Source organism: Trinickia sp. (assembly GCF_051953405.1).
In the GTDB taxonomy this organism is placed as follows: domain Bacteria; phylum Pseudomonadota; class Gammaproteobacteria; order Burkholderiales; family Burkholderiaceae; genus Trinickia.
On record NZ_JBQCIV010000136.1, the window covers coordinates 43,130 to 65,094 of the forward strand.

General features: G+C 65.9%; 19 protein-coding genes. 9 read left to right on the plus strand and 10 right to left on the minus strand.

The features are described from left to right. The first annotated feature begins 74 nt into the window (after positions 1-74). On the plus strand, positions 75-1,349 hold the full coding sequence (locus ACTHN9_RS24795) for a DNA topoisomerase IB (protein ID WP_440539464.1): 1,275 nt from the start codon (positions 75-77) through the stop codon (positions 1,347-1,349). Here ACTHN9_RS24795 and ACTHN9_RS24800 read toward each other — a convergent pair. The 3 genes from ACTHN9_RS24800 to ACTHN9_RS24810 all read right to left on the minus strand — a co-directional run bounded on the left by ACTHN9_RS24800 (position 1,294) and on the right by ACTHN9_RS24810 (position 4,464). After that, positions 1,294-2,601: an Nramp family divalent metal transporter gene (locus ACTHN9_RS24800; RefSeq protein ID WP_440539465.1), complete on the minus strand. Its 1,308-nt coding sequence runs from the start codon at positions 2,599-2,601 to the stop codon at positions 1,294-1,296. The two genes, ACTHN9_RS24795 and ACTHN9_RS24800, sit on opposite strands and share 56 nt — an antisense overlap. Positions 2,602-2,766: 165 nt before the next feature. Further along, positions 2,767-3,795: a pyridoxamine 5'-phosphate oxidase family protein gene (locus ACTHN9_RS24805; protein WP_440539466.1), complete on the minus strand. Its 1,029-nt coding sequence runs from the start codon at positions 3,793-3,795 to the stop codon at positions 2,767-2,769. Positions 3,796-3,822: 27 nt separating this feature from the next. Beyond that, on the minus strand, positions 3,823-4,464 hold the full coding sequence (locus ACTHN9_RS24810) for a glutathione S-transferase family protein (protein WP_440539467.1): 642 nt from the start codon (positions 4,462-4,464) through the stop codon (positions 3,823-3,825). A gap of 196 nt (positions 4,465-4,660) precedes the next feature. Between ACTHN9_RS24810 and ACTHN9_RS24815 the strand changes: the two genes are divergently transcribed. Then, complete coding sequence (locus ACTHN9_RS24815) at positions 4,661-5,593, plus strand: LysR family transcriptional regulator (RefSeq protein WP_440539468.1); 933 nt, start codon at positions 4,661-4,663, stop codon at positions 5,591-5,593. Here ACTHN9_RS24815 and ACTHN9_RS24820 read toward each other — a convergent pair. After that, positions 5,566-6,432, minus strand: a complete 867-nt coding sequence (locus ACTHN9_RS24820) for a helix-turn-helix domain-containing protein (protein ID WP_440539490.1) — start codon at positions 6,430-6,432, stop codon at positions 5,566-5,568. The two genes, ACTHN9_RS24815 and ACTHN9_RS24820, sit on opposite strands and share 28 nt — an antisense overlap. Positions 6,433-6,685: 253 nt before the next feature. On the opposite strand from ACTHN9_RS24820, the gene ACTHN9_RS24825 reads away from it, so the two are divergent. The 3 genes from ACTHN9_RS24825 to ACTHN9_RS24835 all read left to right on the plus strand — a co-directional run bounded on the left by ACTHN9_RS24825 (position 6,686) and on the right by ACTHN9_RS24835 (position 9,790). Beyond that, positions 6,686-7,594: a DMT family transporter gene (locus ACTHN9_RS24825; protein ID WP_440539469.1), complete on the plus strand. Its 909-nt coding sequence runs from the start codon at positions 6,686-6,688 to the stop codon at positions 7,592-7,594. 197 nt (positions 7,595-7,791) lie between these two features. Then, a complete protein-coding gene (locus tag ACTHN9_RS24830; protein ID WP_440539470.1) occupies positions 7,792-8,529 on the plus strand; it encodes a response regulator in 738 nt (245 codons plus the stop codon). Positions 8,530-8,767: 238 nt separating this feature from the next. After that, on the plus strand, positions 8,768-9,790 hold the full coding sequence (locus tag ACTHN9_RS24835; RefSeq protein WP_440539471.1) for a class I fructose-bisphosphate aldolase: 1,023 nt from the start codon (positions 8,768-8,770) through the stop codon (positions 9,788-9,790). A gap of 50 nt (positions 9,791-9,840) precedes the next feature. Here ACTHN9_RS24835 and ACTHN9_RS24840 read toward each other — a convergent pair whose 3' ends face one another. Both ACTHN9_RS24840 and ACTHN9_RS24845 read right to left on the minus strand, forming a co-directional pair. Next, on the minus strand, positions 9,841-11,499 hold the full coding sequence (locus tag ACTHN9_RS24840) for an NRAMP family divalent metal transporter (protein ID WP_440539472.1): 1,659 nt from the start codon (positions 11,497-11,499) through the stop codon (positions 9,841-9,843). A gap of 108 nt (positions 11,500-11,607) precedes the next feature. Continuing rightward, the gene (locus ACTHN9_RS24845; protein ID WP_440539473.1) at positions 11,608-11,766 is read right to left on the minus strand and encodes a hypothetical protein; all 159 of its coding nucleotides are present in this window, start codon (positions 11,764-11,766) and stop codon (positions 11,608-11,610) included. Positions 11,767-13,090: 1,324 nt separating this feature from the next. On the opposite strand from ACTHN9_RS24845, the gene ACTHN9_RS24850 reads away from it, so the two are divergent. Next, positions 13,091-14,647 carry a carbohydrate porin gene (locus ACTHN9_RS24850; protein ID WP_440539474.1) on the plus strand — a complete coding sequence of 519 codons (1,557 nt, stop codon included), beginning with the start codon at positions 13,091-13,093 and terminating at the stop codon, positions 14,645-14,647. Between the two features lie 148 nt (positions 14,648-14,795). Here ACTHN9_RS24850 and ACTHN9_RS24855 read toward each other — a convergent pair whose 3' ends face one another. Next, positions 14,796-15,587 (minus strand): Mut7-C RNAse domain-containing protein, encoded by a 792-nt coding sequence (locus ACTHN9_RS24855; protein WP_440539475.1) that lies wholly within the window; start codon positions 15,585-15,587, stop codon positions 14,796-14,798. Between the two features lie 113 nt (positions 15,588-15,700). On the opposite strand from ACTHN9_RS24855, the gene ACTHN9_RS24860 reads away from it, so the two are divergent. Together ACTHN9_RS24860 and ACTHN9_RS24865 are read left to right on the plus strand one after the other, a co-directional pair. Then, positions 15,701-16,570: an NAD(P)-dependent oxidoreductase gene (locus tag ACTHN9_RS24860; protein ID WP_440539476.1), complete on the plus strand. Its 870-nt coding sequence runs from the start codon at positions 15,701-15,703 to the stop codon at positions 16,568-16,570. A 205-nt stretch (positions 16,571-16,775) separates the two neighbouring features. Then, positions 16,776-17,420, plus strand: coding sequence for a LysE family translocator (locus tag ACTHN9_RS24865; protein WP_440539477.1), 645 nt, complete (start codon positions 16,776-16,778; stop codon positions 17,418-17,420). Positions 17,421-17,464: 44 nt separating this feature from the next. Here ACTHN9_RS24865 and ACTHN9_RS24870 read toward each other — a convergent pair whose 3' ends face one another. After that, positions 17,465-18,742 carry an MFS transporter gene (locus tag ACTHN9_RS24870; protein WP_440539478.1) on the minus strand — a complete coding sequence of 426 codons (1,278 nt, stop codon included), beginning with the start codon at positions 18,740-18,742 and terminating at the stop codon, positions 17,465-17,467. A gap of 98 nt (positions 18,743-18,840) precedes the next feature. Here ACTHN9_RS24870 and ACTHN9_RS24875 point away from each other — a divergent pair, with 98 nt between their 5' ends. Continuing rightward, positions 18,841-19,779, plus strand: coding sequence for a LysR family transcriptional regulator (locus tag ACTHN9_RS24875; RefSeq protein ID WP_440539479.1), 939 nt, complete (start codon positions 18,841-18,843; stop codon positions 19,777-19,779). On the opposite strand, the gene ACTHN9_RS24880 is transcribed toward ACTHN9_RS24875, so the two are convergent. Beyond that, positions 19,773-21,035 (minus strand): DUF3443 domain-containing protein, encoded by a 1,263-nt coding sequence (locus tag ACTHN9_RS24880; protein ID WP_440539480.1) that lies wholly within the window; start codon positions 21,033-21,035, stop codon positions 19,773-19,775. The two genes, ACTHN9_RS24875 and ACTHN9_RS24880, sit on opposite strands and share 7 nt — an antisense overlap. A gap of 12 nt (positions 21,036-21,047) precedes the next feature. Continuing rightward, positions 21,048-21,509, minus strand: a complete 462-nt coding sequence (locus tag ACTHN9_RS24885) for a DUF2844 domain-containing protein (protein ID WP_440539481.1) — start codon at positions 21,507-21,509, stop codon at positions 21,048-21,050. Between the last annotated feature and the right edge of the window lie 456 nt (positions 21,510-21,965).

The following is a 21,965-nucleotide window of genomic DNA, read 5'->3' on the forward strand; positions in this document are numbered from 1 at the left end:
CACGGAAGGACGGGGCGTGGCATAAGGCTTGCGCAGGTGCAGCGCAGTACACCTATGCGAGTACCGTTCCGTTCATGCCCCGCTCCCGTCATCCGAATCGCGCGCCGCGACGTTCGCCACCGGCCGACGCCGAAGCGGATGCCGGCGAACGCGAGCCACGCCCCGCGCCGGCGGACCTACCGAACGATTTACGCTACGTCGACGACCGCGGCCCCGGCATCACGCGCAAACTCGTGCGCGGGAAATTCGCGTATTTCGATCCGGACGGCAAGCGGATCGACGACGAGGCCGAGCTTTCGCGCATCCGCGCACTCGCGGTGCCGCCCGCCTACACGGAGGTTTGGATTTGCCCCGACCCGCTCGGCCATTTGCAGGCGACGGGACGCGACGCGCGCCGGCGCAAGCAATATCGCTATCACGTGCGCTGGCGCGAACTTCGCGATGCGACGAAGTACGAGCGGATGGCCGCCTTCGGGCAGGCGTTGCCGAAGATTCGCGCGCGTGTCGCACGCGATCTGCGGCTACCGGACATGCCGTGGGAAAAGGTGGCGGCCACCGTCGTGCGCTTGCTCGATGTCACCTTGATACGCGTGGGCAGCGCCGAGTATGCGCGCGAGAATCGATCGTTCGGGCTCACCACGTTGCGCAAACGGCACGCCGCCGTGCGCGCGGGGCACCTGCGTTTCCGTTTTCGGGGCAAGAGCGGGATCGAGCATGACGTCGACGTGGACGACCCGCGCATTGCGCGCATCGTGCGACGGTGCATGGACTTGCCCGGGCGCGAACTGTTCCAGTACGTCGACGAGGACGGCACGCACCGGCCCGTCGGCTCGTCCGATATCAACGACTATTTGCGCGAGGCGAGCGGAGCGGACTTCACCGCCAAGGACTATCGAACCTGGGCCGGCAGCGTCTTCGCTTTGGCGGCGCTCAGGTGCATCGAACCGGGCAACGTCACGCATGTGCGCAAACATCTGGCGGAAACGATCAAGCTCGTAGCGGCGACGTTGCGCAATACGCCGGCCGTGTGTCGTCGCTGCTACATTCATCCGGCTGTCGTCGAGGCGTTCGAAGCGGGCGAACTCAAAGGTTTGCCGAACGTGCGGACGCGCCGGGGATTGAGGGCCGACGAGGCGGCGTTCGCCGCCTTGCTCGCGCGCGCAGCAAGGCGTGCGAAGCGCGAGGCGAAGCAAAGCGAAGCGGCGGCGAAACGGCGGACGACGATCGAACGCACGAACGGCAAGCCGCACGCTCGCACACGCGTGTCCGAGGAATCGGGCACGCCCCGATGTCTTAACGCATGGCGCCGAACGTCTGCAGCACAAGCACGACGTTCAGCGCCACGATGACCGCGGTCGCGGCGACGGCCGCCACCGTGACGCGCCGGCTGTTGACGAACGCGCCCATGAGGTCGCGCCGGCTCGTCACGATCACGAGCGCGATCATCGGCACGGGCAAGGCGAAGCTGAGCGCGACCTGGCTATAGAGCAACGCGTCGGTCGCATTCACGCCGAGTGCAACCACGACGAACGCAGGCGCCATCGTCAACAAGCGCCGCACGCCCACCGGAATGCGAAAGCCGACGAACCCTTGCATCACCATCTGTCCCGCCATCGTCCCGACGACCGAACTCGAAATGCCCGAGGCCAGCAGCGACACAAGAAAGACGGCTGCCGCGCCGGCGCCGAGCAGCGGTGTCAGGCTGCGATAGGCGGTGTCGATCTCGGCGATGTCGGTGTGGCCGGCGTGGAATGCACCGGACGCCATGACGACCATTGCCATGTTGACGAGTCCCGCCACCGACAGGGCGGCGACGACCTCGCGATTCGAAAAGCGCAGCAGCTTGCGGCGCGCGGCGTGGTTGCTCGCGGGCGCACGGTTTTGCGTGAGCCCCGAATGCAGATAGATCGCGTGCGGCATGACGGTCGCGCCGAGGATGCCGGCGGCGACCGACAGCGCGCCCGGCCCCTTCAATTGCGGCACGAATGCCCCTACCGCCGCCGCGTGCCAATCCACGTCGACCAGCATCAACTCGACGACGTAAGCGAGCGCGACGGTTCCGATCAGCGCGCCGACGATGAGTTCGAGCGGCCGGAACCCCTGACGTTCGGCGGCGAGAATCGCGTAGGTGACGATGCCGGTCAGGCCCATGCCGACGAGCAGGGGGACGTGCAAGAGCAGCGATAAGCCGAGCGCGCCGCCCAAAAACTCGGCGAGGTCGGTTGCCATCGCGGCGATTTCGCTGATGCCCCACATCGCATAGACGACCGGCACGGGAAAGTGCTCGCGGCTGATCTCGGCGAGATTGCGGTTCGTGACGATCCCGAGCTTGGCGGAAAGGCCTTGAAACAGCATTGCGATGACGTTGGCGGCGAGCACGACCCAAAGCAGGGAGTAGCCGTACTTGGCCCCGGCTTGGAGGTTCGTCGCGAAATTACCGGGATCGACATAGGCGATCGAGGCGACGACGGCCGGCCCGGCGAACAGCAGCGCCGAGCGTACGCGCGCGAGCGGGCTGCGCGAGCCGCGCCCCGCGAGGGCATCGCCGATCGCGAGCGTCGTTCGTTGGCTCATTCCCAGTTGCATCTGCGCAGTCGTCATGGCGCACCTCGTCAGTCTTGCTCTTGGTGCCAATGATAAAAGCTATCGAAAAACAAAATACAATTGTTTTTGTAAATCGACTCCATACCCGACGACGCTCGCACCTGTCGAGAGAACTCGTGCCACCCTCCCTTCCGCTTCCGTCGATGCGCGGCGGTGCGATGGCTACGACGCCCGCGCCGCATTCATAAGTTTCCATTGCGGCGCATATTCCACCTCGGACCAGCTAAACGGCAACGCGCCGGGGCTGCGACGTATTTCGTCGACTTCGAACCGGATGAGCCGCTCGGCGCCGGGAAACGATTCGAGCGCCGCGCCTTCCCAGACGATCTGCGCACGCGCGGCGACATAGAGCAGGTCGCCCTGCTCGAAATCGATGAACAGCAGGCCGGCACGGGCATCGACCGCAAGATTGCCGAGCGTGTTGAAGAATTGATTGCCGCGATAGTCGGGGGCGACGAAGGTGCGCTCGTCGGCAAAGCGGACGAACCCCGGCTGTCCGCCGCGGTGCGAGACGTCCACGCCTTGCGACGGCGCGTCGTCCCGCAAGCTGCCGCGCGTGGCGATGAAGTACGTATCGCTGCGCTCGATCAACGCGCGATCGGCCGCATCGAGCGCGTTCGCTCGGTGTGCGCGTGCGCGCCCAGCGATAGGCGAGCCCGTTGCCGTCGAACCCGGCGTTTCGGTGCGCGTCGGCGTACGGCTCTGGATGTACTTCGCACAGTTGCCGAAGCTTTGGCTGACGCGAATCGTCAGCACATCGCCTTCGGCGGCGGTCACGGTTCCGTTGACGCGGTTGCGCCGCCGCGTGGGCAACTCGATGCCGAGTCCCCCAAGCGACGCCCCTTCGCGCCACCCTCCGGCGAGCGGATCGCCGGCCGTCGCCTGCCCGCCGATGCGCAGCGTCGTGGCATCGGGCGAGGAGACGAAGCCCGGCTCGCCGATACGCAGCGTCGCCCAAGGCTGCCCCAGCGCGTCGATGCCGCCGAGCACGATAAACGGCAATTGCTCGAAGAACTGGCGATGCTGCTCGGGCAGATAGCGCCGAATGCTACGCCGGCCACCGATTTCAGCCTTCTCTCGCACGCCCGCGCGCATTTGCACGGCCACTTCGCCGGCATGGAACGGGGCTTCGTCGAGATCCCAGCCTGCTAGCGCGGTCGGGGCAACGCGGGGGGCAGTCGTGGCGTTCATGGCGCTCGAATCCTTTTCGACAGGACGTTATGCGGCGGTGGCGGGCAACGCGGACTTGGGCATCGCGACGAAGCCCGGCAATGCTTCGATTCGGGCGAGCCATGCGCGAATGTTCGGATACGGCTCCAGCGAAACGCCGCCTTCGGGCGCGTGCGCGATGTACGTATAGGCCGCGACGTCGGCGATCGTCGGGTGCGTGCCGATGGCGAACGGCCGCGCTTCGAACTGAGGTTCGATCACAGCGAACAGCGCGTTCGAAATGCGCACGGCGCTAGCGTAGTCGAGCGGGTAGCCGAAAAGTTTGATCAACCGAGCGGCGCAGGGCCCGTAAGCGATTTGTCCCGCCGCCAGCGAAAGCCACTGGGCAACGTGCGCCGCGCCGACGGGATCGTCCGGCAACCACGACGCATCCCCGTAGCGCTTGGCCAGATAGACGAGGATCGCATTCGAATCGAAGATCGCCGTATCGCCGTCTTCGATAACGGGCACGTGACCGAACGGGCTCATCGCGAGGAATGCCGGCTGCCTTTGTTCGCCCGCCGCGAGATTGACCTCGACCGTTTCGAACGGCAAACCGAGCAGACTCAAGCAAAGTTTCGCGCGGTGCGCGTGACCCGAGAGACGCGCGGCGTGCAGGCGGATCGGTTGGTCGGGGCGGGCGAGCGGCATGGTCGAATCCTCGTGGCGATGTGAACGATGTGAGCGATGGTGTAGGCAAGTCGCGAACGCGAAACGTGAATGCGAAACGCGAACACGAACGCGACGACGAACGCTAACGTGATGGCGAGCAGACTATCGCACCGCGATTGATTGCATAAGATGGATAATGGTCGAATCACAATCCACTTATGATGGACAATCGACCATGCCCGAATTGCGCGACGTCAACCTGAATCGGCTCGTCGTATTCGCCGCCGTGGTGGAAGCGGGGTCCTTGAGCGCGGCAGCCGAACGGCTGGGCTTGGCGAAGACGATGGTGAGTGCCCACATTCAACGGCTCGAAGCCGAGGTGGGCGCGACGTTGATCGTGCGCACCACGCGGCGGTCGAATTTGACCGAGGCTGGACAGACGCTCTACGAGGCAAGCCGCGAATGTGTCCGAGCGGCGAGCGACGCGCTGGCCGCGATCTCGGACACGTCCGGGCCGCTGCGCGGCCTCGTGCGCGTGGCCTCGCCCATCGATTACGGCGAACTCGTTGTGACGCCGGCGCTGGCGGCGTTGCGGCGCGCGCATCCGGCGCTCGACGTCGAACTCATTTGCGGCGACAGCTATGCCGACCTGGTGGCCGAGCGGATTGACGTTGCGGTTCGATTGGGCAACTTGAAGGATTCGAGTTACCGCTCGGCGCGGCTGGGCCAATACCTTCGATGGATCGTCGCCAGCCCCGCGTTCCTCGCCGGCCGCCGGCTGCCCGAATCGCCGCTCGACCTAGGCACGTTGCCGTTCGTCGCCATGACGACGATGCCGCATCCGTATTTGCTTTCGCTGTGCGATGCGAGCGGGCAGCGTGCGCGCGTGCGCTGCAAGCGCGCGTTCCTCGCGAACACGGCCAGTGCTTGCCGTGCCGCCACTCTAGCCGGAGCGGGATTCGCAATGCTGACGGATTTCTCGATCGGAGCAGATTTGGCCGCGGGGCGCCTCGTGCGCTTGTTGCCGCAATGGGCCGGCGAACCCGCGGCGATTCAAGCTGTCTTTCCTTCGACTCGGCAACCGTCGCCGAAGGTGGCCGCCGTGATCGATGCGTTGCGGGCGTACTTGGGCCAGGCGGATCAGCCGCGCACGAGCGCGCGCCGGTAAGCCAGCGGCGAGGCCCCGACGGCGGCTCGGAAACGATGGCCGAAGTGGCTCGCATTCGCATAGCCCGTGCGCGCGGCGATTTCATCGACGGGCAGCGTCGTCGTGCGCAGCAGTGTCCGCGCGAGATCGGCCCGTCGCTCGGCGATCCACGCATTCGGCGGCATGCCGAACGAGGCGCGGAACATGCGCGATAGATGAAATTCGGACAAGCATGCGACATCCGATAGGTCGCCGAGGGTGACCTTGTCGGCCACATGCGCATCGATGTAATCGCGCAGCCGGCGCCTAACGGACGGCGCGAGCCCGCCCTTGACCGATGCGTCGTGGCGGCGCGTCGCCTGGCTGCGCAACAGCAAGCTCAGGATTTCGTGCGCGGTTTCGTTCGCCCGCAGGCGCTCGTCCGGCGCCTCCCACGGGTGGGCGGCCAACGAATGGCAGAGCGCAGCCATGTGCGCGTCTTCGAAGTAAGTGCGGTCCGCCAACGTCAGTTCGCGCGGTTCGCGATCGAGTTCGTGGACGGCGCGCCGCGTGAAATGCTCGGGCAGGAAATACAGATGCAGGAAGTGCATGTGGCCCCGCACCCACCAGCGCGATTCGTGATCGCCCGGCAGCGCGCACAGCCGCTGCGGCGCGCCGTATTGGCCCGGCAGCTTCTGACGCTCCGTGCGATAGCCGCCGTTCAGGTAGCAAGACAGCGTGTGATGGCCCGGTTGGTCGTAGGCGGTTTCGTCTTCGACGATATCGCGCCGCCAGATGGCTGCGGCCAGGCGGTCGCCAAGCCAAGCGAAGCGCTCCAGCGTCGCATTGGCGTTGGCCAGCGTCACGCCGACTGAATGCATCCCGAACGGGGCGGCATCGGCGCGCGCAGCGTCGGCGTTGGCGGGGGCAAAGGGGCTCGCGGTCACGGCGGCAGCGGGGCGAATCGGATCGAGAGGGAAATGAGCGAATGTGCCGAGTATAGAGAAAGCCGGCGCCGCTTGCCGGCCACCTCGAATAAAACCGCAAGGATAGACAACGCGACCCCCCATCCTCGATTGCATAGTGGAGGACCGGCGCGCGGGATCGGCTCGCGCAACGTCAGCGATATTTGCCATGAACCTGCTGCTTTATCTGACTACCGTGCTCATTTGGGGCACGACCTGGATCGCCATCAAGTGGCAGACCGGTGTCGTCGCGCCCCCGGTCTCGATCGCGTTCCGGTTTATCTTGGCGTCCATCGTCATGCTCGCGATCGTGCGCCTCATGCGCCGTCCGCTGCGGCCGCCGCGCGCCGCTTGGCCGCTGCTGTTCGCGCAAGGGCTTGCGCTGTTTTGCTGCAATTTTTTGTGCTTTTACTACGCCGAGCAGATCGTGCCGAGCGGGCTCGTCGCCGTCGTGTTCTCCACGGCGCCGCTGTTCAACGCCATCAACGGACGCGTCTTCATGGGCCGCGCGCTGCAGCCCAGCGCGATTCTCGGCGCCGTCCTCGGGCTCGTCGGCATCTTGTGCTTGTTCGCGCCGCAGATGGCGGGGCATGCCGGCGATCGTACCCTGTGGCTCGGTTTGGGGGTGACGCTCGTCGGCACGATGTGTTTTTCGGCGGGCAACCTGCTGTCGAGCCGCATGCAATCGATGGGGCTGCATCCGACCGTGACGAACGGCTGGGCGATGCTGATCGGGGCGAGCATCTTGACGCTCGGCTCTCTGGCGGCGGGCTTCTCGTTTCAACCGGAGTGGACGCCGCGATACTTCGGCGCGCTGCTCTATTTGGCCGTGCCGGGTTCCGTGATCGGTTTTACCACCTACCTGACGCTCGTGGGCCGCATCGGCCCCGAGCGCGCCGCCTACTGCACCGTGTTGTTCCCGTTCGTGGCGCTTGCCGTTTCGACCGTTTTCGAGGGCTATCGGTGGTCGGTGCCGGCCGCGGTAGGCTTGGCGCTCGTCGTGGTCGGCAACCTCGTTGCCTTCGGGATGTTCCGGGCGTGGCCGCTGTTTGGGCGGCGCGAGCGCGCGCTGAGATAGTTTCGGTCCGGGTCGCGGGCCGGCTTGCGCGGTACGGCGGCCGGCTCGCGGTCCTTTTTTTTCGGACATGGCCGTCGCGGGGCCGATTGCGCGTTACCTTCGCCGATCGTTCGCGGTGTGCCTGCCGATTGTCTATTGCCGATCGTTGATCATCGATCGTCGATGGTCGGGTGCGCCGCCCGCACGGGAGGCCCGCCATGCTCGATATCGAAGATTCAACCGAAACGGACGCATCGCCCGAAGGGCGGATTCTGATCGTCGACGACGATGCGCTCGCCCGTTTCATCCTCGCCGATCAACTGGACGCGCTGGGCTGTCGATGCGTCGATACTGCGGCCGACGGCATCGAGGCGCTCAGGCAGGCGCTCGTTCGTCCGTACGAACTCGTCATCACGGATTTGTGCATGCCCAACATGGGTGGCCAACGCTTGCTGGCCGCCTTGCGCACGCATGGCCTGCATATGCCGGTCGTCGCCGGCACCGCGTGGCGCGAGCCGGCAGCCGCGGGAACGAACGGCGCGCCGCCCGACGCGGCGTCGCTCGCCGGCTTTGCGGCGGTGCTGCGCAAGCCGATTTCGATCGCGCAATTGCAGCAATTGCTGCGCGCGCACCTCGGCGAGACGCGGTTCGGCCGAGATCGCACCGCGCCTGCGGCTGGCGCGCGCCGCGCGTTGCAGGCTGCGTTCTGCGCGGCGTGGCCCGAGGACGAGAAGGCGCTGCGGGCCGCATTGGCCGCGCTCGATACGCGCGCTATGCGCGAGCGACTTCATCGGCTTCACGGGGCGCTGGCCGTTCTCGGCGAAGCGCGCGCCCGGCGCGCTTGCACGCAGTTGCAGCAGCGGATTGCGCGGGAAGGCCTCGAGCCGCATGTCGCCCGCATCGAACGCTTTATGCACCTGTGCGCGCGTATCGGTCGAGACTCGCCGCACGGTTGACCGCTCGCGAGCGGCGGCGCGCCGAGCGAGCGGTCGGGACGGGCAGCGGGCAACGGGCAACGGGCAGCTCAGGGCGGGCACCGGATTTGCTCGCATGGGTTAGGGTCGGTTCACCCCTGCAAACGCGGTCGAACGCACATCGGCGGCTGGCGCGGCTAGGGCATGCCGCGCACACTGAGAGCCACGGCTGCGCGAATGTCCGCCGCGGTGCGCGAAGCCATTGCCTGAGGAGCAGACGATGCAAAACGAGCGTGCATTGCAATCCACCATCGAAGCCATCGTGCAGGACGGCCGTGGCCTGCTCGCCGCGGACGAAAGCGGCCCCACGATCGCGAAGCGATTCAAGACGATCGACGTCGAATCGACCGAGGAAAACCGGCGCGCCTGGCGCACGCTGCTGCTGTCCACGCCGGGGCTCGGCCAATACGTGAGCGGCGTGATTCTCTATGAGGAAACGCTGGGCCAGAAGGCGGACGACGGCGAACCGCTGCCGAGCTTGGCGGCGCGCCAGGGCATTGTGCCGGGCATCAAAGTCGATACGGGCAAGATCGCGCTCGCGCACGCGAGCGGCGACGAAATCACCCAAGGACTCGATGGCCTCGCCGGGCGCCTCGAGCGGTACAAGGCGCAGGGCGCGCGCTTTGCGAAGTGGCGTGCCGTCTACAACGTGTCGGAGACGTTGCCGAGCCCGCTGGCGGTGGAGGCCAACGCCGAATCGCTCGCACGCTATGCCGCCATCTGCCAGGAAGCGGGCATCGTGCCGATCGTCGAGCCGGAGGTGTTGATGGACGGCGACCATTGCATCGATCGTTGTGCGCGGGTGACCGAAATCGTCTTGCACGCCGTGTTTCATGCCTTGCATCGGCATGCGGTCGTACTCGAACACATGCTGCTCAAGCCGAGCATGGTCGTTGCCGGAAAGGGGCATGCCCGCCAAGCGGCCATGGACGAGGTCGCCGCGCGTACCGTCGCCGTGCTCGGCCGCACGGTGCCGCCGGCTGTCGCGGGAATCTATTTCCTCTCGGGCGGGCAGACACCGGCGGAAGCGACCGCTCATCTGAATGCGATCAACCGCACGGGGCGGCGGCCTTGGCCGCTCAGTTTTTCTTATGGGCGCGCGCTGCAAGAGCCGCCGCTCGCGGCCTGGCGAGGCAAGCCCGAAAACGTCGAGGCGGCGCAGCAGGCGCTGCTCGTGCGCGCGCGGCTCAATAGCGCTGCCGCGCGTGGAAGCTATTCAGGCGAAGACCCATCGTCAGCGTGAGGGAGCGGTGGCCGCGAGGCCATACTGCGCGCCGCGGCCACGTGCTCGCCTTAGTGCATCGCCATCTGCACGACCTTGACAATCACGAGGCCGACGGCGATCACGAGATAGCCGCGCAATGCGCCCATCCACAACCGCGTGGCGAACGTGAGTTTCGGCTGTGCCAATTCGTCGAGCGGCGGCATACGCCACGTGTCGCGCAGCGCGCGATTGGCGGCACGCGTCGCGACCGGCTCGCGCTCGGCCGCCGCGGCGGAACCGTCGCGGCGGCGCGTGAATTCGACGCCGAGATAGCCGAGGGCGAACAGGGCAATCCCGCCGCCGAGAATCCAGAGGATCGCCTCGCCCGAGATGTCCGGGAACACCGTCGCGGCCGTGAGGATGATCGAGAGGACGACAAGCACTGCGATCACCGCGCCCGTGAACAGGTTCAGGCGTTTCGAATTGACCCAAGGACCGAGCACGGCCTTATCGTTGCACAGCAGCAGCAAAAACACCGTGGCGCTCGGCAGCAGCACGCCCGCGAGCGTCTGCACCGCCTCGGTCAGCAGCCCGAGGGGGCTGCCGGGCATCAGCACGAGCGCGGCGGCGAGCGCCACGATGCCGAAGTAGACGAGGTAAAAGCCTTTGGCATCGAGCACGCTACGATGCAACGAATGGCGGATCTTGAAGACATCGCCGATCGCATAAGCCGTCGACAACGAGACGGCCGCGGCGCCGATGATCGAGGCGTCGAGCAGTGCCACCGCGAAGATCGTGGCGGACGTTTCGCCGACGTACTTGTGCAGCCCGCCAATCACACCGCTCGCATCGGTGAACTGCCCGAACTCGGGCCGGCCGCCGAACAGCGCGGCGGTGAACGCCATCATCGCGACCGCACCGACGATCACGAATGCGATCCCGATCCACAAGTCGATCTTCTCGTACTTCATGAAGCGCGGCGTAATGCGCTTGTCGATGACGTAGCTCTGTTGGAAGAACAATTGCCACGGTGCGACCGTTGTGCCGACGATGCCGATCACGAGCAGCATGACGTCGGACAGCTTCGACTGCTTCGGCCAGCTCGGCACGACGAAGTCGCGCGCGATGGTGCTCACCGGCGGATGGATCGAGACGAGGACCGGCACGAGCAGCAGGCTCAGCAAGCACAGCACGATAGCGAAACGCTCGAAGCGGCGGAAGTCGCCCGTGCTGACCGCGGCCATCGTCAACACCGCGGCGATGCATACGCCGAGCACTTTCGATACGCCCAGGAAATCGAGGGCGAAGGTGATGCCGATGAACTCGGTGACGATCGTCAGCGCGTTGAGCAGGAACAGATCGATGACGCTGAATGCGCCCCAGAACTTGCCGAAGCGCTGGAAGATGAGCCGTGCATGGCCGACGCCGGTCACGGCGCCTAACCGCAGCACCATTTCCTGATTGACGTAGAGCACGGGGATCAGCAACGCGAGCGTCCACAGCAGCGTGGTGCCGTAGTTCTGGCCGGCTTGCGTGTAGGTGCCGAATGCGCCGGCGTCGTTGTCGCCGACCATGACGATGAGCCCCGGGCCGAGGATGGCGAGTAGCGTGCGCAGGCGCGCGGCCCAGTTGCGGCGGGGCGCGGTGTCGTGATGGGCGATCGTGCCGAAGGCCCCTCTGATGTCGCCGGTGTGGGCGTCGTCGAGCACGGCGCTACGTGCGGACGAGACGTTGGCAGGCGTGGACATTTTCGTTTTCCTTGGGTGTTGCGTCGATGTTCTCGATGTTCTATTTGCTGTTCGATGCGGGCCGCCGAGCGTGTGTGAGGCGAAGTGGGGGCGGCCCGTCGCGCACCGTTAGCCGACGAGCCTCAGCCGTGCGGCGATGCCGGCGAGGCAGCGCGCGACCGTTTGTCGGACGCGGTGCAGTTGCGCGGCGCGAGCGAGAACGTCGGGATAGTTGCCGTACGAATCGGCGACGTGGGGCAGTTGCGAGACGAGAAGAGAGAAGTACATGGCAATTCCTTCGAGATCGAATTCGTGAAACCGGGGTAGGGCCTGACTTTCAAGGCCCGTCGGTCTCGACTCGCTCGCGCCGCGATTAAGAGCGGCTCAAAGCGCGAAGGAACGCATGCGGCCTCGGTTCAGGCGATGCTGTCGGCGTTCGTGGGCGAACGCCTGGTCGAAGATCGACTAGGGTCGGGATCGGTCACGGCGGACTCCTTGTTCGCGAGGCACATACGCCAGGGGCGTACGTATCGGTTCATCGGCACGGAGGCTACTGCGCTTTAGATAAGCGCATTGCCGGCGCATACAGGCGTTGTCGCGAACGCACGCCGTTCGCGGCAACGCACCGCCCAGCGCCGCCAGTGCGAACGAACGCGAACGAAAGCGAACGAACGCAAAGCGGCGCCGAACGGCGTGTTGGCCATTCGAAATCGATGCGCGAAAAAGCTAGGAAGAGACTGCGATGCGCACCGTCTGCCTGTTGGCATGACGGCGGCTAAAAGAAGAATTCAGCGGGCGTCGTGCCGATCAGGCGGAAACACTGTTCGAAGGTCGACTACTACAACTGTCCAAGGCATATGCCCCATTTGTGGAATTGATTGAATTTTAGTTGTCGCGCGGAACCAGCGTCAACCCGGATTTTCGGTTGTGCTTAAAAAATCAATGGTTTTGCGTGCGCTGGCACGTGTTCGCTAGGCCAGGCTTGCGACCGCCTCGGAGGCGGTGAGCATCGACCGTCAGATGCGCGCAACACCAACCGTGCATGATGAAACTCGCCGTACGCGGTGGCGGGGGCGGTCAGCGCGATGTGCGCGGCCGACGATGCGCGGCTCCCGCTCGCCCACGAAAGATTGCACTTGCGTCATGAAAATAGGTGCGAATAGAATCCGCCCTGTTTTCGGTTTTGAGGAGAGTCCCTCGTGGACGCAGGTTCTAGTAGTCGATCTTGTTTGCCGGCCCAGCCGGCAGTTCGTTCGCAATAGCGTTTCAGCGACGCTGGACCTCCTTCGCCGCTGACTCGCTTTGTCGGGTCAGCGCGCTTCTTGCGGAACGTCGATTGCGTTCCGTTCTGTTGCTCGCTCCCATATTCACGGCCGTCCATCGCGTTCGTCTGAACGTATGCGGCGCTTCGTCCATGCCATTCGTTCGACTTCTCGCCGGACGAACGGGGAGCTTTTATGTACGTCGAACGTTTCTTGCGCATGTCGCGTGACTATCTTTGCACGCCGCCGCTTTTGCCGATCCGGCCGCGTCGGCCGAGCGTCTGCCGGAGCCGTGCATATCCGGCCGCCCATATGTCAGCTACCGCCCCATTTCCTTCGATAGCCAAGCAATGAATATGATTCGCGCCTCGATTTTCGACATCCGATCCGTCCCAGCCGCCTGCGCGGCCCGTCGCACGCCCGCCCGCCTCGCGCCGGTTGCCGCGGCCACCCTTGTGCTGCTCGCCACGGTGAGCGGCGTCTCGACATCCGCTCGCGCGCAAACCGCTCCGGCCGCCACGGCGGCGGCCCCGTCCCCGGCGGCGCCGGAGGGCTCGACGCCGAATGCCGCATCGCCCGATGCGGCCAAAGGCACCCAAGCGGATGCGGCGCCCACTGGGCTGTGGGATCGCGCGACGCTATTCGGCGACATGGGGGGCGTGCGTACGCTGCTCGGCAATCGCGGTGTCACGTTGAGCTTGCAAGAGACGAGCGAGCTATTCGGCAACTTCTCCGGCGGCACGCGGCGCGGTCTCGCGTACGACGGTGCGACGCAGTTTGGGTTGAGCGTCGACACCGACAAGGCGATCGGCCTGAAGGGCGGCCAATTCTTCGTCGACGCGCTGCAAATTCATGGGCACGGCATCACGGCCTCGCATCTATCCACGCTGCAGAGCGTTAGCGGCGTCGAGGCCGAGCCGACGACACGCCTGTGGGAACTCTGGTATCAGCAGTCGTTCGGCGATGCGTTCGACGTCAAGATCGGCCAGCAAAGTCTCGATCAGGAATTCATCGTCAGTCAATACGGAAGCGCGTTCTTGAACGCGACGTTCGGCTGGCCCGTGTTGGCCGCCGCCGATATGCCTGCCGGCGGCCCAGCGTATCCGTTGTCGTCGCTGGGTGTCCGCGCGCGCTACAAGGTGAGCGATGCCGTCACCGTGCTCGGCGGCGTGTTCGACGGCAACCCGGCGCCTGGGATCGGCGACGCGCAAAAGCTCAACGGCAGCGGCACGCGCTTTAACTTGCACGACGGGGCTTTGTTCATCGGCGAGCTGCAATACGCGATCGGCCAAGCGCCCGCGCCAGGCGCCGCACCCTCCTCGAACGCATTGCCCGGGACCTACAAGCTCGGCTTCTGGTACGACAACGCGCGCTTTGCCGATCCGCGTGAAGGAACGGACGGCCTCTCGCTCGCCAATCCCGCGTCGAACGGCCAGCCGCGGATGCGGCACGGCAACTTCAGCGTCTATGCGGTGGCGGATCAGATGGTATGGCGGCCGAGCCCCGACGCGGCGCGCTCGATCGGTGTCTTCGCGCGCGTCATGGGTGCGCCCGGCGATCGCAATGCCGTCGATTTCAGCGCCAATGCCGGCGTGGTCATGAAGGCGCCGTTCGCCGGCCGCGACAACGACTCCGTCGGCCTGGCACTCGGCTATGCCGATACGGGCTCGCACGCCAGCGCGTTCGATCGCGACACGGGGGCTGCGACGACACCCGGCTATCCCGTGCGCACGGCCGAGACGGTGGTGGAGGCGACCTACCAATACCAAGTCGCGCCTTGGTGGCTCGTGCAAGCCGACTTCCAATACTTCTTCCGCCCGGGCGGCGGCGTGCCCAATCCGAGCGCGGGCGGTGCCCGCATCGGCAACGAGGCGGTGGCGGGCGTCAGAACGGTACTGACGTTTTAACGTTCGGACCATCGGACCATCGGATCGTAGCCTCGGGGTCGATCGGCAGGACAATTCGGCCTGCCGAGCAAAGGGAGTTTGCAAAGCCGGCTCGGCGCACACTCGCCGCTTCGCTACCGAGGCCGATGTACCCGCCGATTGGCCAGCTTTACCCGGCCGCGCCGCGCTCCTGCGCCTCGTTCTCGGGCCGGCGCTGCTCGGGAACGAGCGAATCGATCAGGGTGCGCATGCGTTTCCAATGCGATCCTTCCCAGAACACGCGCCGGCACACGTCGCACGTCACGAACTGCGTGTGGCGCTCGAGCACGCCTTCGGGTGCGCGGCCTACCGCTTGGGCCTTATCGATTCGCCGCAGCGGCGCGTTGCACGATAGGCAAAGCCGGAACGCGCGCACGCTCCCGGCCAAGTCGAGCCGATCGACGATTTCGCGCAGTTGCAGTTGGGGCTTGAGCGCCCTGACGTAACAGCCGTGCGTGATCGTCCGGCGCTTGAGCAGTTCGCGATCGCGCGTCAGCACGATGCGCGCTTGCTGCGTGGCCAGCGCTTCGATTTCGGCGTCGGCGAAATGATTGTCGTAGAGCGTGTCGAACCCGGCCAGCCGCAGCAATTGCGCGAGGCCGCCGAGATGCGCATCGGCGACGAACTTCACGGTGCGAAGGGGACGCTCGCGCACGCGCAGCAAGGGCGAGATGTCGAGCGCCTCGAACTTCGGATAAACGGCCACGCGGTCGCCGTCTTCGAGCAGGCGATCGAAGCCGACCGATTCGCCGTTCACGACGATGAGTTCGACCTCGGTATGCGGAACGCCGAGCGCTTCGATCATGTGCTTCGTGGTGGCCGCATGGGCGCAGGCGCAACTGAATGCGCGAGCGCGAAGCGGCCGAGCGAGGAAATCGTTCAGCTCTTCGTAAAACCGGAACGTGGCGGTGACGGTCGGCATGGCACGAGTATGGCACCGACGGTGCGCACGTGTGTGTGCGCGTCCCCGGTGCATTTTCGGCAGATTTTCGGCAACCGTGCTCTACTGCGAATCTTTGAGCGAAGGAGCGAACGATGGACATCGGCTTTATCGGCCTCGGCAACATGGGGCACGCAATCGTCGAAAACATGTTGAAAGCGGGCCACCGCGTGCGCGTCTGGAATCGCACGCGCGAACGTGCCGAACCGCTCGCGGCGCTCGGCGCGCATATCGTCGCCGAGCCGGCGCAGGCGTTCGCCGGCGATGCGGTGTTTTCGATGCTCGCGGACGATGCGGCCATGACCGAAGTGATCGACGCGGCACTGCTCGAAGGCGCCGAGCGCGGTCTCGTGCACGTCAATATGGCGACCGTGTCGGTTGCCTTGGCCGAGGCGATGGCGCGCGAACACGCCGCCCGGGGCATCCATTATGTCGCCGCGCCGGTCATGGGGCGGCCCGACGTGGCCGCCGCGGGCAAGCTGACGATCATGGCGGCGGGCCCCGCCGAAGCCGTGGACCGCGTGCAGCCCATCTTCGATGTCATCGGCCAAAAGACGTGTCGCATCGGCTCGCTGCCGCAGCATGCCAACGTCATCAAGCTCGCGGCCAATTTTGCGCTGGCCTCGGCGATCGAAACGCTAGGAGAGGCCGCATCGCTGCTGGCCGGACACGGGGTGGCGATGACCGACTATCTCGACGTCATCACCGCTAGCGTTTTTCCCGGCCCCGTCTATGCCGGCTACGGCAAATTGATTGCCGAACAGCGTTACGAGCCCGCGATGTTCAAAGCCCGGCTCGGCCTGAAGGATGTACGGCTGGCGCTGGCGGCGGCCGAAGCGACGTCGACCCCCATGCCGCTCGCGAGCCTCCTACGCGACAACCTGCTCGAGGTCATGGCACGCGGCGAAGGCGAGAAGGATTTCGCCGTGCTCGGCGAAGTGGCGGCACGTCGCGCGGGACGCTAAACGCCGAATGCTGAATGCTGAATGCTGAATGGGCCACCTTGCAGGGCGGCGGCTCGCATGCCCGACTCGCAAGCGAGCGCGCCGCGAATTCGTAGACGAATTTCCGTAGGCCCGGGTGCGTTGCGCGGCGATTCATGACGCATCCGTCGATGGCGGATCGAGCGCATAATCGCCGCTTCCCCCTGCTTATCGGAGCCTTAGCGTCATGAGTTTGCATACGTGGTGGCTGTTCGTCGCGACCGTCTTCGTCATTTCCGCCATTCCCGGGCCCAATATGCTCGTCGTCATGACGACGAGCGCCCAGCACACGATCCGTCGCGCGACGGCAACCATGGCCGGTTGTTTGTCGGCGCTCGTGCTCATGTTGTCGATCTCGGCCGCCGGGCTGGGCGTCTTCCTCAAGGCGTGGCCCACGATGTTCGATGCGCTGCGCCTGATCGGCGCCGCGTACCTGATCTATCTCGGCGTGAAGTCCTGGCGCGCGAAAGTCGACACCGCCCCGAGCGCGGAAGCATTGGCGGAGCAAGACGGCGCCGCAAAACCGGTACGTTCGCTCGGCGCGCTTTATCGCAACGGCTTTCTCGTCGCGAGCAGCAACCCGAAGGCGATCTTGTTCGCCGCTGCGCTGCTGCCCCAATTCATCGATGCATCGAAGGCGACGCTGCCCCAGTTCTGCGTGCTCGTCGCCACGTTCGCGGTCATCGAGGTGAGTTGGTACCTCGTCTATGCGCTGTGCGGTGCGCGGATCGGCTCGACGCTCAAGAGCGGACGCGTGGCGCGCGCATTCAACCGGCTCACCGGCGGCGTGTTCGTCGGTTTCGGCGCGATGATGGCGTTCGTACGGCACTGATTGCGAAGGCGATGCCTTACGCCTTGTGCCTTACACCCTAGGCGCTATTCGTGCGCGCCGGGCATGAGTCCCAGCGCGAACGCCGTGGCGGCGAAGGCGAGTCCCACGATGCAGACACCGCTCCATCCGAGCCACGCCCAGGCTGCGCCGGCGGCCGATGCGCCGACCGCTCCGCCGATAAAGAAAATGCCTACGAAAAGGCCGTTAAGCCGGCCTCGCGCGGCGGGGTTCAGTAAATTGATCGCGCGGCGGCCGAGCGTCTGATCGGTGACGACGCCGGCATCGAGTGTCGCCGCGCCGATCACGAGACACGCGATCGCCAGGCCCCGGTGCGCGCTCGCATCGAAGCCGAACCACCCGGCCCCGGCGATCCCGCACGCCACGAGCGCCGTCAGCATGCTCGCATGGCCGAAAACGAGCGCGGCGCGGCCGAACCGTTTGTCTCCGGCCCATCCCGCGAGCGGGGTTGCGACCACACCCGCCGCCCCGGCCAACGCGAACAGCGCGATGTCGTAGAAGCTGAAGCCGAACGGGCGCTGCGCGAGCCGCAGTCCGATCGCCGTCCAAAACGCGCTGAACGCGCCCATCGCCAACGCGGCCGATAGCGCGCGGCGCTGCAACACCCGTTCGCCTGCGAGCAGGGTCCACAGCGAACGCAGCAACGTCCCATAGCTTGTCGGCGCGAGCGGCATGCGGTGCGGCAGCCGCGTGGCCAGCACGAGTGCGAGCAGGGCGTCGGCGGCGGCCGCGACGCCGTAGAAGGCGCGCCAGCCGATCGAGCCGGCAATGACGCTCGCGAGCGGGCGCGACAGCAAAATGCCGAGCATGAGCCCGCTCATCACGTTGCCGACGGCGCGTCCGCGCCGCGCCTCGGCGGCCATCGACGCCGCCATCGGCACGAGCATCTGGATCACGCTCGAGGTTGCGCCGGCGAAGAGCAGCGCGGCGAGAAAGAGACGACCGTCGTGCGCGACCATGGCCAGCGCCAGGCATGCCGCGCACGCCCAGAGCGTGCGCACGATGAGCCGGCGGTTTTCGATGAGATCGGTGAGCGGCACCAGCAAGACGAGCCCGAGCGCGTAGCCGAGCTGGGGCAGCATCGCGATCGCGCCCGTCAGCGAGCGCGTCAGCCCGAGTGCATGTTGGATAGGTCCGGTCAGCGGCTGCGCGGCGAACAGATTCATGACGATGATGCCGGTTGCCGCGGCGAACAAGAACGTCAGCGGCATCGTCAGCGTGTCGGCACTTGGCGTGAGTGCGCCGGGATCGCCAGGCGCGGCGGCCGGCGGGTAGAACTCGGTGGAGTCTGCGGGGCGATTCATAGCGGAATTCGAGTGAGCAATGGATGGAACGCTCATCGTAGGGGCTCGATCTTTATGCGACAATTGAAAGATGTCGATATTGATTATGCGGAGTTGTTTTGAATACGCGAGATCTACAGGCATTCGTGGAAGTCATCGACAGCGGCTCGATGGTGCGCGCCGCGGCGAAGTTGCACCTCACTCAGCCGGGGCTGACGCGGCGCGTGCAGAACCTCGAGACGACGCTGGGCGTGCCGCTGCTGGATCGGCAGAGTAAGCCGTTGAAGCCGACCGGCGCGGGCAAGGAAGTCTATGGGCTTGCCCGTGCGGTGCTGCGCAGCGTCGACGATCTTCTGGCCGTCGCCGCGCCCGGCAGCGAGCCGGCCGGCGAGCTGAAAATCGGTGTGCCGCCGTTCCTGTCCGAGCTGGCGTTGGAGACGCCGATCGACCGGTTGCGCGCGGCGTTTCCGCGCCTCACGCTGCGGGTCACGGCGGCCTGGTCGCCCGCGTTGCTCGAACGTGCGATGCGAGCGGAGGTGGATGCGGCTGTCGTCATGACGCCGACGACCGTCGCGTTGCCGGAGACGGTCACGGCGACGCTGCTCGCGGTGCAACCGACGGTGATCGTCGCGGCGCGCACGCTCGAATTGCTGCGCAAGAGCGGGAATGCCGGCAAGGCGCGAGGGGTGCCGCGTTTCACGCTGGCGGAACTCGCCCGCTATCCGTGGGTGCTCAGTCAAGATGGTTGTGGCATGCGTACGGCGCTCGGCCGGGCGCTCGGCGCCGCTTCGTTGCGTTTCGAAATCGCTGTGGAGGCGTTCGGCTCCGAGCTGCAGCTCTCGCTGGTGGCGCGAGGCGTGGGCCTGGGCATCGTCACGCCGAAGCAGCTAGCCGCGAGCGCATACAAGGATGCGCTGCAGATCGTCGAGGCGCCCGAGTTTTCGGGCGGCTTGAACGTCTGGCTCGTCCACGGCACGCTGCCGGGCCGGCTCATGCGGCCGTTGGCGCTGTTGCGCGAAACGCTCGTCGACGCGCTCGCGCAAACCGACAATCAATAGGCGAAGTACGGTCCCGTGCCGCCGGGCGTCGGCGCCTGCTCGATGGCAGCGTACACGTTGCGGCCGTAGAAGAACGGCAGGCCCCAGTCGAATACCTGCGAGCCTACGAACGCGGGACCGGCGAAGAGCGGCATCGCTGCCGCGCCGCCCGACGCTTGCCAGAGTTGCGCAGCATTGCCGACGCTGAACGTCACCGAACTGGTGACGCCGTTCGCGCCGGTATTGACGGCGCTGAACTGCTCGGTGGCGCCGGGGCAGTAATACGCCTGATTCGGGTTGGCGCACGCGGTCAGTTGATTGGTCGAGAAGAACAGGCCCGTCGAGCCGCTGTCGATGATGCTGCCCGAGTACGTCGTGCCGTTTTCGGTGGTCGTGAACACGCCCCGCAACGGATCGACGCCGATCACCTGCGCTTGCGCCAGGCCATTGTTGGTCTCGGTGCCGATCCCGAAAATGAGTTCCCCGCTCACGCTCGGCGCACTGCCGCTCGGTACGGCGGGCAAACTCACGATGACGCCGTTGCCGTCGGTGCCGAAAAAGGGCACCGGGTTGGCCACTTGCAACGATTCGGCTACGGCGGTCGGCGTACAGCTCGTACCGGCGCACGCATAGTAAGTGCCGGACACCGCTTGGTTCGCGCACGCCGCGCCGCAGTCGTGCTTGAACACGCCGATGCCGAGAATCCCATTCGCGGCTAGTGCGCTCGGCGTATTGCGCGAGGCGCCCGTATTCGCACAACTGCTCGGCACCGCGGCATAGCTCGGATCGATGACTTGAATCGGCAACGAACGGGCGCGCTCGCCGCCGATTTGCACATCGGCATTGCGCACGGAGCCCCACGTATAGCCGTCGAAAAACTGCATGCATTCCGCGAGGGCGCCGCCGTTGCCGTTCGTTTGCTGGGGCAGCGAGACCGACGCCGGCAACTGAGAAGCGAACACGCGCAGCCCCCACGACCCTGTATCGACGAGCACATGGTCGATCGTTTGGCAGCTCGCGCCGCCGGGCGAGCAGACCGTCACGCTGACGAACGGCATATTGGGCACGCCGGCGATGCCGTGATCGACGCTGATCGCGGCGACATTGGCTGGCTGTGCACTGCTTGGCGCCGGGGTTTGACTCGACGTATTGCTGGCCGCGGATGAACCGCCTCCGCCCCCGCCGCCCCCGCCGCCGCAGGCCGCGATCAAGCAGGTGACGAGCCACGCCGCCGCCAACATGGCGACCCTCGGTTTGATGCTGAACAGTCGAAACATCGCCCGCGCTCCTTACCGAACGACGCCGGCATCGACACCGGCGGGCAACGCTTGCGGCAGGTACGCATGACCCGAGAACGCGCGCAGGTGTCCGCTCGAATAGACGACGAGATCGTTGTCGGATACCGCCAGCGGCCCAGCGCCGCGGGTTGGGCTCGCGTTAGCGAAGCGGTCGAAGGCGGCGCCGAGCGTCGTCTTCAGATCGGGCAGCGTGGGGCCATCCCAGGCGACGCCGAAGACGATGCCGTTCGCTGCGACGTATTCGCGCACAACGGTGCCGGACGGCAGCGAGATCGTATGAACGGTGAAAGGGCCTTGCACGCTGCTTGCGTGGGAGACAGCGGCAAGGTGGGTGGCGTCGCCCGCGACGCTGTCGACGTGCTCGCCGAGCGCGGCGCGGGCGGCGGGAGCGGCTATCAAGCAGGCCGCGACGAGCGCGACGGCGATTGCGCCCGAATAAACAAACGATTTCACTGCATTTCCTTGAGCATGTTGATGCACCGGCGAACCGGCTAAGCGTTTCATCCGCGCACTATGGCGCGGTGGTTGCTGTATCCAGTGCATTGAACGGACGCGCGGCGCAGAACTTTAGGCGGTGCGGCGATTCGAGCGGCGGGGGCAGATCCGGCCGGACGTCGGAGGCTTGCGCGAGCCGTATGCGAGGCACGTTTGCGGCGCGCGTGTGGGACCGCCTGTCCAGAAGGGCGGCAGGCTGATTTGCGGGGGCGGGTTTGTTTGAATCGCGCGCATGAAGCGGCGCGTTGCCGCGCAATCGAAAAATTTTTTGCGTATGTGAGCAGAAACCCTTATTTTTAACGAAGCGCTGAAGTCGTTCTCCAAACGCTCGTTCGAACAGGTGGTGTATTAGGTGGTGCGTTCATTGGTGGTACTGAAATCGTCTGACGAAGCCTTCGCCGGGATCGCCCCGGC

Excerpts from the sequence above, each read along its gene's own strand:
- ACTHN9_RS24795 (WP_440539464.1), top strand. The coding sequence starts at position 75 with ATGCCCCGCTCCCGTCATCCGAATCGCGCGCCGCGACGTTCGCCACCG.
- ACTHN9_RS24800 (WP_440539465.1), bottom strand. The coding sequence starts at position 2,601 with ATGACGACTGCGCAGATGCAACTGGGAATGAGCCAACGAACGACGCTC.
- ACTHN9_RS24805 (WP_440539466.1), bottom strand. The coding sequence starts at position 3,795 with ATGAACGCCACGACTGCCCCCCGCGTTGCCCCGACCGCGCTAGCAGGC.
- ACTHN9_RS24810 (WP_440539467.1), bottom strand. The coding sequence starts at position 4,464 with ATGCCGCTCGCCCGCCCCGACCAACCGATCCGCCTGCACGCCGCGCGT.
- ACTHN9_RS24815 (WP_440539468.1), top strand. The coding sequence starts at position 4,661 with ATGCCCGAATTGCGCGACGTCAACCTGAATCGGCTCGTCGTATTCGCC.
- ACTHN9_RS24820 (WP_440539490.1), bottom strand. The coding sequence starts at position 6,432 with ATGCATTCAGTCGGCGTGACGCTGGCCAACGCCAATGCGACGCTGGAG.
- ACTHN9_RS24825 (WP_440539469.1), top strand. The coding sequence starts at position 6,686 with ATGAACCTGCTGCTTTATCTGACTACCGTGCTCATTTGGGGCACGACC.
- ACTHN9_RS24830 (WP_440539470.1), top strand. The coding sequence starts at position 7,792 with ATGCTCGATATCGAAGATTCAACCGAAACGGACGCATCGCCCGAAGGG.
- ACTHN9_RS24835 (WP_440539471.1), top strand. The coding sequence starts at position 8,768 with ATGCAAAACGAGCGTGCATTGCAATCCACCATCGAAGCCATCGTGCAG.
- ACTHN9_RS24840 (WP_440539472.1), bottom strand. The coding sequence starts at position 11,499 with ATGTCCACGCCTGCCAACGTCTCGTCCGCACGTAGCGCCGTGCTCGAC.
- ACTHN9_RS24845 (WP_440539473.1), bottom strand. The coding sequence starts at position 11,766 with ATGTACTTCTCTCTTCTCGTCTCGCAACTGCCCCACGTCGCCGATTCG.
- ACTHN9_RS24850 (WP_440539474.1), top strand. The coding sequence starts at position 13,091 with ATGAATATGATTCGCGCCTCGATTTTCGACATCCGATCCGTCCCAGCC.
- ACTHN9_RS24855 (WP_440539475.1), bottom strand. The coding sequence starts at position 15,587 with ATGCCGACCGTCACCGCCACGTTCCGGTTTTACGAAGAGCTGAACGAT.
- ACTHN9_RS24860 (WP_440539476.1), top strand. The coding sequence starts at position 15,701 with ATGGACATCGGCTTTATCGGCCTCGGCAACATGGGGCACGCAATCGTC.
- ACTHN9_RS24865 (WP_440539477.1), top strand. The coding sequence starts at position 16,776 with ATGAGTTTGCATACGTGGTGGCTGTTCGTCGCGACCGTCTTCGTCATT.
- ACTHN9_RS24870 (WP_440539478.1), bottom strand. The coding sequence starts at position 18,742 with ATGAATCGCCCCGCAGACTCCACCGAGTTCTACCCGCCGGCCGCCGCG.
- ACTHN9_RS24880 (WP_440539480.1), bottom strand. The coding sequence starts at position 21,035 with ATGTTTCGACTGTTCAGCATCAAACCGAGGGTCGCCATGTTGGCGGCG.